Below are 14,393 nucleotides of genomic sequence, written 5' to 3'. Positions count from 1 at the left end.
GAGAGCGAGGTTTTTTCTTTTCCCGAGAAATGGCCAATCTGTTATAAAATCGTAACGGCGTCCGCCCTTTCCTTGGTTTATAATAGATATAAGGAGGGATTCTATGAAGAAAAGCCTATGCACCCTTTTGGCCTTGTTAATGATTTTTGCGTCCACGGCGGTTTTTGCCGCGAAAGATGTTGAAACTCAACTGAATCTTCCCCTGACCTACAATCAAAAAGCAGGGGACGGCTACGGCATGGAATTAAATGTCGTTTTGCCGGACAATTACAAGAATGATTTAAAGACATTTTCCATGTCCTTTCGCGTGGATAAGACCATCCACATCGACAAAGCCATTTTCGTCGGCGACCTGGCGGACAACGACTACCGTCTTATGTCCACGAAAACCGACAGCTCCAAGCAAGAGATCGTGACTTTGGTCATTCCCGATATCAAGGCCCTGAACCGCCCGAATTTTACCCTGAAGCTCAGCGGCAAATTTAAAAAGGGCGTAAAAAACGTGAACCACGTGTCCATGTCCTACGTCATCGCCTTGGTAGATAATAAGGGCAAGAACCGTTCCATTCAAAAAAATGTCACCAGCGACAAGGGACAGGCCATACCGGCGGTGCCCTCCGGACAAACTCCCGGGACAGCCCCTTCCGGATATAAATTTACCGTGGATCCCATTAAGCCCGGCGACAATACTCTCACGGGAAAAGCCGTCTCCAATGCCGGCGTCCGCGTCTATCGGGGCAAGACTTTGATCGGCACTACCGTCGCCGAAAAAGACGGCCGCTTCGCCGTGGTCATCAATCCCCAACCGGAAGGAAGCGAACTGACCTTTATCTTTAAGACCAAGGCCGGGGAAGACGAAGTGCGGGCCGTGGTGAAAAAGAACCCGACGACGAATTCGTCGTCTGCCACCGCGCAAAATAAGACGAAAATCGACGACTACCTGCGCGTCCTCAGCTCTGTCAACATGAGCGGAAGAGAAAAGCTGGCGCAGCTGCAGGTCAATGCCGCCGTGGCCACGGGGCAATTTATCCTCGCCAAGGACAACGCCGACGGCACAGAAATCGCCGGTGCGGAAAACACCTTGGCCGAAGCCATGAAGGTGGCGCGGCCCGCCTATTTCTCGGGCTACCCCAACGGCAAATTCCTGCCGAAAAAAGCCATGACCCGGGCGGAGGTCTCGGCGGTCTTTGCCCGCGTCGCCAGCGGCAAGAAAGAATTGGCCGGCTTCACCTCCTTTAAAGACGTGGACGACAGCCAATGGTTCGCCGCCTCCGTGGGCTATATGGAAAAGCGGGGACTGATTTCCGGCTACAAGGACGGCACCTTCAAGCCCCATCAATCCATTACACGGGCGGAATTTGCCCGCATCCTCGCCGCCTACGCCAATCTGACGCCGACGGCGGGCACGTCCTTTACCGACGTGAAGTCCAATCACTGGGCCAAGGGCTATATCGGCGCCGTTCAGGAAGCGGGACTGATGAGCGGCAAGGGCAAGGGGCGCTTCGCTCCCTCGGCGAAAATCACACGCCAAGAGGTTTGCACGGCACTGAACAAGGCCCTGAGCCGCACGCCGGACAAAGCCTTCCTGGATACCTACGGAAGCAATCCCTTTAAAGACGTAAACAAAAAAATGTGGAGCTACTACGATATTTTAGAAGCCACGGGGCAACCCCAATAGAGCAAAAGAAAGGAAGCCTTCGGGCTTCTTTTTTTGTGCGGGAAAGCGAGCTAAAAAAATTTTTCGTTAAATTAGAGATTATACGAAAAGACTTGCAAAAACGAAAAAATGTATATACAATATAATGAAAGAAATCGAATTGTTTTCACAAAGGAGGCGAGCAGATGAAATTTGAAAATAAAGTCTTAGTCATTACCGGTGCATCGTCCGGTGTCGGGCGGGCGGCCGCCGTTCTCGCGGCGAAGCAAGGCGGCAAGGTCTATGCCGTAGCCAGAAGAAAAGAACGCCTGGAAGAGCTGCAAAGGGAAGTGGAACAGGCGGGATATGCCGGCGTCGTCATTCCCTTGGTTTGCGACGTAGGCAAGACGGAGGATGTGGCCAAGGCCTTCGACCGCGTGAAGGAAGAAAACGACAAGCTGGATATTTTAATCGCCAATGCCGGCGTCATGGACAAGTTCGAGCCCGTGACCCACTGCGACGAGGAAACCTTCGACCGCATCTACAGCACCAATGTTAAAGGCAATTTCAGAGTGTTTAAAGCCGCCATTCCCCTGATGAAGGGCGGCGGCGCCATCGTCGCTACCTCGTCCATTGCGGGCAATCGCGGCGGCAAGGCCGGCGTCGCCTACACCATGTCCAAGCACGCCATTAACGGTCTCGTGAGAAACACGGCGGCCATGTACGGCAACGACGGCATTCGCTGCAACGCCGTGGCGCCGGCGGGAATCCAAACGGAAATTCTGCAAAATTTAAGCGACGTGGACGAAAAAGGCATGGAAGTCGTTCAACGGGGCGCCAATGTCAATAAAATGTTGGCCATGCCCGAAGAAATCGCCGAAGACATTCTCTTTTTGGCATCGGACGAAGCCTCCAATATTAACGGCACGATTTTAGTTTCCGACGGCGGATTGACCGGCATCTAAAAATTTTCAAAGAAAGCTCAGCCTGCGGGCTTGGGCTTTTTTTCTTGCCCGAAAATATCGCCGCCGCAGATAGACATAGATTGCCCATAACTTTTTTGTTCACTCCAAAAGCCTATGCTATAATAGTAACGTTAAGGAGGGAGGCAATATGGATTTATCAATCGATTTACACACGCATACCGTGGCCTCCGGACATGCCTATTCGACCATAAGAGAAAACATCGCCGTCGCAAAGACCGTCGGCCTGCGCATCATGGGCACCAGCGACCACGCCAAAGCCATGCGCGGCGTAGCAAGTAACGCCGTCTTCGGCAACTACATGGCCCTGCCCCGCGTGCTGGACGGCATCGTGCTCTTGTGCGGCGTCGAAGCCAATATTATCGACGTAGACGGCACCATCGACATCGACATGGACCGGCAGAGGGTCGATTACGCCATCGTCAGCCTGCACAAGCAGTGCTTTACGCCCTTGGATGAAAAAAGCAACACCGACGCCATCATCAACGCCTGTAAGCATCCGGCCGTTCAGATCATCGGTCATCCCGACGATGCCCGCTATCCGCTGGACTACGAGCGCCTCAGCGATTTTATCGTGGAGCGGGATCTGTTTTGCGAAGTGAATAATTCGTCGCTGAAGGTCAACGGGCCGCGGATCGGCGCCAGAGAGAATTTGCTCAAGCTGCTGTCTTTGGGAAAAGAGAAAAAGATGAAAATCATCGTGGGAAGCGACGCCCATATGGACGTAGACGTCGGCCATTTCGATTTGGCCCGCGGGCTGATCGAAGAGATGGACTATCCGGAGGAACTGATCGTAAACACCTGGGACACGGAGAAGATCCTACAGGCGTTTACCCTAATGGACAAATAAGGAGGAAGTATGGACAATGTACGGGTGCGCTTTGCCCCATCACCCACGGGGTATCTGCACATCGGCGGCCTGAGAACCGCCGTATATAACTACCTATACGCGAGACAAAAGGGCGGAAAATTTCTGCTCCGCATCGAAGACACGGACCGAACCCGCTTCGTAGAAGGCGCCATCGAAAATCTGATCCGCTCCCTGAACTGGGCGGGCCTTGAAATCGACGAGGGCGTCATGATGAAGGACGGCAAGGTCGTGGAAGAAGGGGACCGAGGCCCCTATATCCAATCCAAACGATTGGACATCTACAAAAAATACGTGAATCAGCTCCTGGAAACGGGCCACGCCTACTACTGCTTCTGCACCAAGGAGCGGCTGGACAATTTGCGGGAAGGCCAAAAAATCAAAGGCCAAGTGCCTCGCTACGACGGCCTCTGCCGCTCCATTTCCATGGAAGAAGCCAAAGAGCGCATCGCCAAGGGCGAAGAATACGTGGTGCGCTTAAAGCTGCCCCACGACGAAGACATCAGCTTTATGGACGAAGCCCGGGGCAAGATCACCATAAACACCAACGAAATGGACGATCAGGTCCTTATGAAAAGCGACGGCTTCCCCACCTACCACATGGCCGTCGTCGTAGACGACCACCTCATGGGCATCACCCACATCATCCGCGGGGAAGAGTGGCTGCCCTCCACGCCCAAGCACGTGTACCTGTACCAAGCCTTGGGATGGGAGGTACCCACCTACATTCACCTGCCCGGCGTCTTAAACAAGGATCACAAAAAGCTCTCCAAGCGCCAAGGCGACGTGTCCGTGGAAGACTTTAAGGGCCACGGCTACCTGCCGGAAGGCCTGGTGAACTACCTGGCCCTCGTGGGCTGGTCCCCGGAAGACAATCAGGAAATCTTCTCCATGGACGAACTCATCCAAGCCTTCGACACCAAGCGCATCGCCCGAACCGGCGGCGTATTTGATGTCAAGAAGCTGGACTGGATCAACAGCCACTACATGAAAGAGCTCTCCGCCGACGAGCTTCTCGACATGGCCATGCCCTATATCGAAAAGGCCGGCCTGTTTACGAAAGCCGACGTGGACAAAAATCCCGAGCGCTACCGCGTTTTAATGGAAACCATTCAAGACGGCCTGGACCGCCTGGAGCAAGTCCCCGAGGAATGCGGCTTCCTCTTCGACGATTACGAGGTCACCGAGGATGCCGCCCTGGAGCAAATCAATTCCGAATCGGCACCCGCCGTGCTGGAAGGACTGGAAGAAATTCTGAAAGGGATGGATGCCATCTCCCTTGAAGAAGCGGGCAAGCTCATGAAGCAAGTGCAAAAGGCGAGCGGCGTGAAAGGCAAAAACCTCTACATGCCCGCCCGTGCCGCCATGACCGGCAACGTCCACGGCCCGGATCTGTCCAACATCATCTACCTCTTGGGCAAAGACGAAATCTTAAAACGCATCGAAAAAGCAAAGAGCTACAGAAAATAAAAAGCCGCGGCGAAGGCCGCGGTTTTTGTGTGGGGCGAAGCGAAAAAGCCGTGATATACTGATAGAAAAGGAGATGAGATGGTGGAGAAACAGACGAATCGAGAAAGAATAAAGGCACCTGCAACTATCGACGAGCGCAATGTAACTTGTTCGAAAATCGGCGATTCGACATTTAATCGACCGAATCCGGAGACCTTTTCCGCCATGGAAGAGGGAAGAAGAATCGCCGCCGACGATCATGTTCTCGGCTATAGGACCATGGATGAATTGAAAGCTGCCCTTGAAAAATGAAAATAGAAACGAAGCCCCTACCGTGATTTTCCCAACAAAAAAAGCTGCCCTCGCGAGCAGCTTCTTTTATTGCTTATAAACAAGCCTTGTAGATGGCCAGCACATCGTCCTCGTGTAGATCCACAAAGCCGCGGACGACGCCGCCGGCGTGGTCGACACAGGCCTTGGCCATTTCCGCCAAATGTTCCTCGCCGATGCCCACTTCCTTCAGACTCATGGGAATCCCCATGGCTACGAAGAAATCGTAGAGCGCCTCGATGGCTTCATTTGCCGCATCCACATCGTCCTCCGTACGAATGTCGAAGACCCGGCGGCCGAAGCGGGCGATCTTCGACGCGGTCTTGGCGCTTAACACGTGACTGAGCCAGCGCGGCGTCAAAATCGCAAGACCTACCCCGTGGGTAATGTCGTAGAAAGCGGAAAGCTCGTGTTCCATGGGATGCACGCTCCAGGCCTGAGCCTTGCCCTTTCGGAGGAGCCCGTTAATGGCCCAGCTGGAGGCCCACATTAAATTGGCCCGAGCCTCTATATCCCCGCCGTCTTTTATCGCCGCGGGACCGGCGTGGAGGCAAGCTCTTAAAATCCCTTCCGCCATAGAATCCTGAACATAGGCACTGTCGTCCACGGAAAAATAATTTTCCATGGTGTGGCTCATAATGTCCGCCGTGCCCGCCGCCGTGTGATACGCATTGACCGTCGTCGTGTAGGCCGGGTTCAACAGGCTCGCCTTGGGAAGCACCTTCGGGCTGCCCCAACCAAGCTTTTCCTTCGTGTCGGGATTCGTAATGACAGATCCCTGATCCATTTCAGAGCCGGTGGCCGCCAGGGTGAGCACCGAACACAGAGGCAGAGCGTCGGTCACCTTCGCCTCGCCGATGACGATCTTCCAGGGATCCGCCGGCGTCAGCGCCCCCGCTGCTATCAGCTTCGACGCGTCGATGGTGGAGCCGCCGCCTATGGCCAGGATCACATCCACCCCTTCCTTTTTGACACGGTCGATCCCCGCCCGCACGCTTTCAACGCGCGGATTCGGTTCGATGCCACCGTGATCCACCGTATCGACACCGGCGGCGTGAAGCGCCGTGGTGACCTCGTCGTAAATGCCGTTTTTCTTAACGGAGCCGCCGCCGAAAACGATCAGAGCCTTGTCCCCGTAAGACTTCACCGCATCGGCAAAAGCCCGCACCTGATTATCACCGAAAAAAATCGTCGTCGGTACCGAAAAAATAAAATTATCCATAATGCCTCCTGTCATACAAGTAACTACTTTTATAATTATACCCAAAGGCGGAACGGTCGAACGCGGAAAATAAACCCGTGACGGGAGCCGCCGAATGGGTATAAATCAAAAAACAAAGGAGGACATCATGAACAAACAAGACATTTATAACTTTTTAGACGAAAAAAACATCCCCTACGAAGTCACCGAACACGAAGCCGTCATGAACATGGAAGAGCTGGGCAAAGTGGACCTCCTCTACCCGGGCCGCGATGCCAAAAACCTCTTCGTTCGCGACGACAAAAAGAAAAACTACTACCTCATCACCGTCTTCGGCGACAAGCGCGTGGATCTGAAGCAATTTAAAGAAAAACACAACACCCGCCGCCTCTCCTTCGGAAAAGAACAGGACCTGAAAGAAAAACTCGACCTGGAAACCGGCGCCGTGAGCCCCTTCGGTCTCTTAAACGACGCCGAACACGCCGTGCACTTCTATTTGGACAGACAATTTACCAAAAACGGCGGCATCATCGGCATCCACCCCAACGACAACACCGCCACCGTGTGGCTCAAAGCCGAGGATTTAATTAAACTTATCGAAGAGGCCGGCAACCCCGTTCACGTCGTATCCATTTAAAGAGAAGAAAAGAAAAAATCGGGCAGGTTCCATTAGAGTGACCCCATAAAGTTGGACTTAACCGAGTAAGCATTTCGCTTGCTCGATTTTTTTGTGTGAAAACAGCGATTCCACAAACATTTTACTTTTCATCTTAGAAGAGAAAAAAATAATCTCTAGATATAGGAAATAACTGTCATTTCACATAGATAAAAAAGAGAAGTAGTGATAAAATAAAAATGTATCTATCTGTGATGATGTAGCAAGGAAGCGATTAAGTAAGGAACGAAGAAAGGAAGTGCGTTTGGCAACGAAAAGATGTACGGCGTCACTAAGAATGTATTAAAGGAGGAAGCTATGAACGTTAAGCAGATGCAAAAGCAAATCACTGCCGGGCTCTTGGCTGCCATTATGGTCGCCGGGACCCTGCCCATAAATGCCTTTGCTGAGACCTTCAAGGCGCAAGATCCGACGACGGGGAAGGAAACCACCCAAACCACCGATTGGACCTTGAAAGAAGAAAACCTAAAGGGTAAAAACTTTTGGCCACTAGCTGAAAAACAATACTTAAGTGAAGTATCTACACTAGCTGAACCAATGAAAAACCCAATGATAGGTTACGGAGGCTACTTCATAAGACCTGACGGACGGACTGTAATCAGACTTACGATGAGAAAGTTTGACAAGGTTGGTACAGGTGTTTGGCATGTCATGCAAATGAAGTTAGAAGATAGCTTTGACGATATGGTAGACTGGAACGACACAGAAACCGGCATCTATAAGGGTGTGTCAGCCGGATCAAATGTTGGATGGTACCACGACGACCTTGCTTACAAAGCAATAACACCTTTTGGTGATACAACAATTACTGATGCCGGTTCAGTCAACGTAAAAGAAGTAAACATAGCAGATAATAGAAATACAGGCACTACAGCTGCCCTTAATGAAGTTCCAATAAACCTAGTATTAAAAGAAGGACAAAGTGTAGACTCCTTTAAAAAGGAACCTTTAGTTCAAATAAGGATGTTGGCTAGAGATAAGAAACAAGTTGCTTGCTACGCTGATGCAGGTTCCGGTAAAGGTAACTATTCAACGTATACTTTCTCATCTATAGTTCCTTTAAAGCATAACTACGAACAAAATCTTTTAAGAGAAATACGTGCGTCAGTAACTCCAGATAGAGCTTTTAGAGCTGCAGGATCTTCTGTATTATATAACAAGGAAAAGGGCTATATCGAAGTAAGACATCGTTATAACAAGGTGGCCATTACAAACAATGAACTTTACGGAAGAAAGCTTGGCTATAGACAAACGGTAGACAAGAGATTCTTCGAGGTGCTAAAGGCGAAAGATGCTTCGGGAACGATCGCCCATATATTCTCGACATCAAACAATGGACTTCCTACAAGTGGTAGACTGGATGCAAATGGAGAACCTACATCTACAGGTTCTGTTGCAGTATTAAAGGAGAACATCAATTTCCTTCCAGGTTCAGACCTTGGTTTCATACAAGTTGCCGCAAGTGATTTCAATAGAGATGCTGAAGCACAAGCAGGTATAAAAACGAACCTTACTACAAACCAACCGCTTGATTCTTGGCTGGATGGGGTTGAATCACTTTTAAATAACGGTCAAGGTACGACAGTTAGATACTATGTAGATACAGATAAAGTGGATAAATTGTTAGGTGGAAATGATGGACTTCAATACTTCCCATTCTACTCCACAATAATAACAGATAATGCTTCAGGACAATATAAGTACACCTTTAAACTAACAAAAGACGTAACACTAAATGCAGGCGATAAAATCAAGATTGACTTTAAGACTGCTTATGGTGCTGGCTTGATTGGAAATTCAGCTAAATCACGTAATAGAGAGATGCGTCTTGGAATTAGAGGTATGGGTACTGAAATGTTCCTAGGCTCAAACTTCTTAAACGTAGACAAGGGTTTAGCCTATGAATACACTGTACAAAATGGCATGGCTATGACATTAAAAGCCGGCACAGAACTATATTTATATGGTAACTATCCGGATGGTGGAGAAGCAACCCTGCACTTCAAGAATGAACCAACATTTTATAAAGCTAATTATGTAGTAGACAAAAACCCAATCGTTCTTGACTGGCAAGGAACTTACTCAGCAGGAACTGTTACAACAACATTCCAAAAACCGGACGTTGATGAAATTTTCTTAGGAGATAAAAACATCACCGGTCGTACAGCCTACGAAAATGCTGAAGTAAATATTAGAAAATCTAAGGCTGATCAAAAAGTACAAACAATTATTGCAAAGCCGGGTAACACTTCAAACAAAGATGACTCAAGAATAGACGTTGTGGTAAACAATGTTAAGTCAAAAGGTTATGAATTCGATACGACGAAGCCCGGTAATCAAGCAGACGGCACAACGCCGAGAACATTTACAATGCCTGAACTGAAGAGAGACATGCCTCTACTTTTCACAAACACAAATGTCGATATTCTTGCAGAAGAATCAAAACCGGCAGTTGTTGAACAAGTACAGGCAAAAGTCAACTTCGACCTTAATGGAGTAAAATCAAAAGACAACAAAGATGTTATTGGAAAAATTGCTCCATTAAGTAAAGAATATGCTGTCGACATTGAAACAGGTCAAGCCAATGCCAACTATAAAGCATCGGGCTTTGAAGGCGACAATGTCAAAGTCAATGAAAATGCAAAAACAGTAAAAGTAAAAGAAACAATAGATGGAAAAGAAGTCGAGAGAACTTTCCAAAACGTGTTAAATCACGACGGCAAAGTTTACGACATCAACAACCAAGATGCCGCCATTGCCAAGGCTGAAAAAGAAGCGCTCAAGCTAAGACAAATGCCCGACAAGTACGACATCAACGTCCCCCAAGGCAAGAAGCTTTTAGGTTGGACCACCGTGAAGTTAGTAGACAAAGCGGATGAAAGCATAGCCGAACAATTCAACGCTCTGAAAGACGTCAACAAAATTGTTAAGGAAACCGGCGACTGGGCCAATGCCGAAAATGAAGCTTATATCTTTGACGCCAACTCGCCCATCGACAAAAACCGCACGGTCTATGCCGTTTACGGCGAAGGCATCAACTTGATCCTTCACTCCAACAACACCGCCGACCCCAAGGCTGAAACAACAATAACGGTACCTCTTGTTATTTCCGATATTGACAAGACCGACAAGATTCTGGACGCCGTTTCCAGCGCCACCTTGTCTAAGATGAAGGGGAACCTGATTATTAAACAATTGCCCAAGGTGCCCGTGACCGGCGAACAAGCAGAAATAGATAAAGTAACCGACACCAAGGCCAAGACCTTTAATATTCCGGAAAACTCTTTCATAGGTTGGACTACAAAGAGATACACGAACGATGCTACTTCTGAATTTGCTGCAGGGAACAACAATGAACGGATCGGGGAAATTACCCAAGGCCTTGTGGCCAATGGAACCAAGCGAATTCCGCAAAAAACCGAATGGTTGAAAGACCTGAACAAACTTCAAAACACATATTATATACCAAATGGCTATTCCGTAGCCGTAAGTCCTCAAGATGTTGACAAGAGCTACACGGAAATCAAAAAAGCCATTGAAGAAGGTAAGGACATTCACCTCTACGCCAATTACCGGCCCTTCTTCGACATCAATGTGGTAGCCTCTTATAAGAACATTGATCTGACCCAAGGTACGTATGGCAAGTACGTGGACAACGTTGATGTTGCTAAGAAAAAAGCCGCAAAGATCGGTCTTTTAAGACGGACAGCGGTCACGAACTACGGTACACCGACCGTCCACCAAAACGCCAACTACTATCCCTTAGGCGATGCAGGCTTAAAAGATTGGGACGGCACGGATCAAACCTTAACGTGGAAGCTGCCCGGCTTTGACGAATTAGGCCAACGGATGTCCTATGTATCGGCAGTCGTTCCCGCAGGTATGGAAGATGCCTACAAGAACTTCAAAGTACCCAACTGGGGCGATTTAGGCTTAAAGACCTACCTTCGTTTGCAAGGCTCCGCCGCCACGGTGGATCCCAATGCGCCCAAGAACTTACACGAAAACGCAGGCAATCCTTACGGCGACCCCTTGGCGAAGAACCAAGCCTACAGCATCGATGTTGACGCCTATACTTCCGCAACATCCAGAAAGTCTGCAACCGTCGATCGTCATGGAACGGACGAAGTGACCGGCTACACCATTTGGAACACATCCACGCCGCTGGATATTCCGAAGCCCGCCTTTAGCAATGTCTATGACACCGACACTAAAGCCAAGCTCACTTGGGGCGAAGCGGAAAAGAACGCCGGAATCAAAGCCATTAAGCTCACCGTCGCCGACGGTACGGAAGTCGTACTTGCAAAACAATCCGACGGCAGCTATGACGGTGGCGACCTTACAGCCAAAGAAGGTATCGGAGACGATGCAGGTAAGTTAATTATCAGCACCCTGAATCTGACAGGAAAGGCAGGCCAAGACATTGTCGCCAAGTACGTGGTTGAAAAAGCCGGCAAAGACATCGAAGGTCCGGAAGGCCGTGTAACCATTAACGAAAAGGGCACCTCCGCTCCGGTGGATCGAATGAAACAAGTGCCCAATGCCCAAGACGGCAAACCCGTCGTGGAATTCGACATTCCCAACCCCACCTTAAACAAGCCCACCCCCGGCACGGAATACGTGGCACAAAAGTGGGATAAGGCCAACAACAAGTGGGTTGACGTCGGTAAGACCACCATGGAAAGTACCGACACCTTGGGACAAACCAAGACCATTCCTCTGGACGGTGTTACCAATGACGACATCATTCGCATCGTGTCCAAGCAACCGGATATGCTTCCTTCCGCATCCAATAAAGATGGCGATAATGCCATTGGCGGAACCGACGTAGCGGGCAGAAACTACGTCAAGATCGACGCCGCCGGCCCGGAAATTAACCCTGCAAAAGCCACAGATGAAAAATTCAGACGCTTTATCGACTTAACCGCCGTTCTTTCGGAAATCCCCGAAGGCCGCCAAGTTCACGTGAAGGTAGCCTACCAAGGCATGACGGAAACGAACGAATTTGACTACGAAGTTACCAAAGGTGAAACAACGATCAAAGCCGATCTGTTGAACACCATCTTAAGACAAGCGGTGAATGAAGGAAAAGATCCTACCATTACCATTACCGCAGTAGACGAATTCGGCAACGAGACGGTAAAGACGGTCGACTACCAAAAGACCTACCAATTATTGGTTAAAATTAAAGGCCAACGGGCAGGCAGAAAATTTATGAAGGTGACCGCCGATAGAGATAACTCTGACGTGACCATTAAGGTCCTGGGCGCCGACGGTTCCGATAGAGGTGCTGATGTTACAGTGAAAGTACCGACGAAGGGAACCTTTGTGAAAGCATCCTTCGGTAACGGCTATAAGTTGCAATCCGGCGACGTCCTGGTTATTTCGGGAACCTGCCAAGAAGGACAGGACCAAGGCGTCAAGACCTACGTCACCAACCCCTACAAATGCCTCATTAAGTAGGAAAACATCGTTTAGAGAAATCGGCAAAAAACAGAAGAAAGAAAAAAGGAAACCGGGACGGCTTCGGCCCCCCGGAAAGGAGGAAACATGAAAACAAGTAAAAGATGGCTTTCCCTGCTCCTTGCTTTTGTCATGTTGTTTACAAGCTTTGACAGCGCTGTACTTGCAGCCGGCGCGGCTCTGGCCCCCAAAGCACAAACAACGGAATTAAAAGGCGTGGTTAAGGGGAAAAAAGAAATCTTTAACTTTACGGTACCGCAAACAGGTAAAAAGACGGCGGTGAAGTCGCAAGCCAAACGAGGCTCCGGATTTTTCCGTGCCGGAGCACCCGTCAAGGCACCCGGCAATCCGGACACCGAAATTACCGTAAACACAACAGGTTTAGGGTCAAATGACTTTGACTGGTCCGCCCTTCCCAATGGTGAATTTAAAATTACCGCCCGTTGGAATACCTCAGATGGACAAGAACACGTCGTTCAAGACTTTGCGACCATTACTAAAGACGGTACCCAAGAATTTACCGTGGGTTGGCCCACCGATGGAACCATGGTAGGCAATGCCTCCATTGAAACCGAATATGATCAAGGTATTAGTGTCCGAGTTCAATTCGCCACGAGTTCGTCCACAGGTCAAATGGGAAAGTTAAGCTTTACAATCGATCTGACGGAGCTGGCCAACTCCATGGTAGATGTGAAGTACGTGGATCCCTATGGAAAACCCTTGGCGGCTGAAAATATGCCCGCTCAAGGCAGCACCATGCCCAACATCACCTCGGACAACTTAACCGACGTCGCTATGCCCTTACCGGCAGAATCCGCCACCGTCAATATGCGAGATCTTAAAAAGACTGTGGGACAAATTGACGAAGACGATTTAAATGCAGCAGAAAGCGGCGTGGCCTATAAGGTAGATGGAAAAGTAAATGGTGAAAAAGTCACCATCGACAACAAGGAATACACCTTGTCCATTTCCGATCCCGACCCCAAGAAAAATGCCACTATCAGCCTGCGGTACGAACCCGACGTTCTCGTCCCCGATAGAGATAACGGCGAGTATCCGCCGGTCCCCAAGGGCTACAAGCGACTGACCTTTAATGCCAATCAACCCGCAGAAGGTCAAACAGCCGCTGTGAACGGTCGCTTCAACGACTCCGGTGAAAAGGTCAAAGTCATCGACGTCAAAGACGGCGTAAAGTATGACAACGAAAGCTTAAAAGCGGAAATCGCCAAACTGAAACCCGTCGCATTAGACGCTCAAAGTACTCCGGATCCAAGCAAGGTCTTCGATAAATGGAACCCCGCTGTACCGACAGATGCGACTGCCGTAGACACGGCGACTTATAATGCGACTTATACGGATAAATATTCCAACGAAACCGTGATTCCTTACGTTCCGGACAAACCGGACGATCCGACCAACCCGGACGACAAAAACGTTCCGACCAAAGACGATGAAGGCAAAACCGTCGACAAGACGCAGTACGTCATCGTCGCCTTCAAAGTCGCCGATGCCGACAAAGCCAAAGGCAGCCTGACCCTGGGCGACAAGACCGAACAACAAGTCATCTCCGCCCTCGTCAAAAAAGGCAGCAAGTGGGAAAAAGTCACCGCACCGACCATCAACGTCGCCGATGCAAAAACCACCAAAGCCAACGGCTATAACCCCGCCATCCCGGCAGGTACCGAAACCGTCGTCGACAAATCCGTCTACACGGCTAAGTTCATCACCAACGGCCAAGAAATCACCCCGGGAACCAAACTTCCCGACGGCGTCTTCGAAGTCAAAGT

General features: G+C 49.7%; 9 protein-coding genes. 8 read left to right on the top strand and 1 reads right to left on the bottom strand.

Features of this window, described 5'->3' with window-relative positions:
- Nucleotides 1-103 precede the first annotated feature (103 nt).
- The 5 genes from BQ7397_RS01020 (at nt 104) to BQ7397_RS01000 (ending at nt 5,248) form a co-directional block, all read left to right on the top strand.
- On the top strand, nt 104-1,678 hold the full coding sequence (locus BQ7397_RS01020; protein WP_077074337.1) for an S-layer homology domain-containing protein: 1,575 nt from the start codon (nt 104-106) through the stop codon (nt 1,676-1,678).
- A gap of 164 nt (nt 1,679-1,842) precedes the next feature.
- Nucleotides 1,843-2,601, top strand: coding sequence for an SDR family oxidoreductase (locus BQ7397_RS01015; RefSeq protein ID WP_077074336.1), 759 nt, complete (start codon nt 1,843-1,845; stop codon nt 2,599-2,601).
- Between the two features lie 148 nt (nt 2,602-2,749).
- Complete coding sequence (locus BQ7397_RS01010) at nt 2,750-3,469, top strand: PHP domain-containing protein (RefSeq protein ID WP_077074335.1); 720 nt, start codon at nt 2,750-2,752, stop codon at nt 3,467-3,469.
- 9 nt (nt 3,470-3,478) lie between these two features.
- Nucleotides 3,479-4,957 carry a glutamate--tRNA ligase gene (gene gltX / locus BQ7397_RS01005; protein ID WP_077074334.1) on the top strand — a complete coding sequence of 493 codons (1,479 nt, stop codon included), beginning with the start codon at nt 3,479-3,481 and terminating at the stop codon, nt 4,955-4,957.
- Between the two features lie 78 nt (nt 4,958-5,035).
- Entirely contained in the window at nt 5,036-5,248 is a 213-nt protein-coding gene (locus BQ7397_RS01000; RefSeq protein ID WP_077074333.1) for a hypothetical protein, read from the top strand.
- Nucleotides 5,249-5,321: 73 nt separating this feature from the next.
- Here BQ7397_RS01000 and BQ7397_RS00995 read toward each other — a convergent pair whose 3' ends face one another.
- Nucleotides 5,322-6,488 carry an iron-containing alcohol dehydrogenase gene (locus BQ7397_RS00995; RefSeq protein WP_077074332.1) on the bottom strand — a complete coding sequence of 389 codons (1,167 nt, stop codon included), beginning with the start codon at nt 6,486-6,488 and terminating at the stop codon, nt 5,322-5,324.
- A gap of 127 nt (nt 6,489-6,615) precedes the next feature.
- Between BQ7397_RS00995 and BQ7397_RS00990 the strand changes: the two genes are divergently transcribed.
- The 3 genes from BQ7397_RS00990 to BQ7397_RS00980 form a co-directional block, all read left to right on the top strand.
- Nucleotides 6,616-7,104 (top strand): prolyl-tRNA synthetase associated domain-containing protein, encoded by a 489-nt coding sequence (locus BQ7397_RS00990; RefSeq protein WP_077074331.1) that lies wholly within the window; start codon nt 6,616-6,618, stop codon nt 7,102-7,104.
- 336 nt (nt 7,105-7,440) lie between these two features.
- On the top strand, nt 7,441-12,606 hold the full coding sequence (locus BQ7397_RS09055) for a hypothetical protein (protein ID WP_144019946.1): 5,166 nt from the start codon (nt 7,441-7,443) through the stop codon (nt 12,604-12,606).
- A gap of 87 nt (nt 12,607-12,693) precedes the next feature.
- Nucleotides 12,694-14,393 (top strand): hypothetical protein (locus BQ7397_RS00980; protein WP_144019945.1); only part of this gene is annotated, 1,700 nt, incomplete at its 3' end.

Origin of the sequence: Aedoeadaptatus urinae (assembly GCF_900155585.1) — a bacterium.
Classification (GTDB): Bacteria; Bacillota; Clostridia; order Tissierellales; family Peptoniphilaceae; genus Aedoeadaptatus; species Aedoeadaptatus urinae.
Note: the sequence above shows the minus strand (reverse complement) of the source record. Positions and strands in the feature narration are given on the sequence as shown.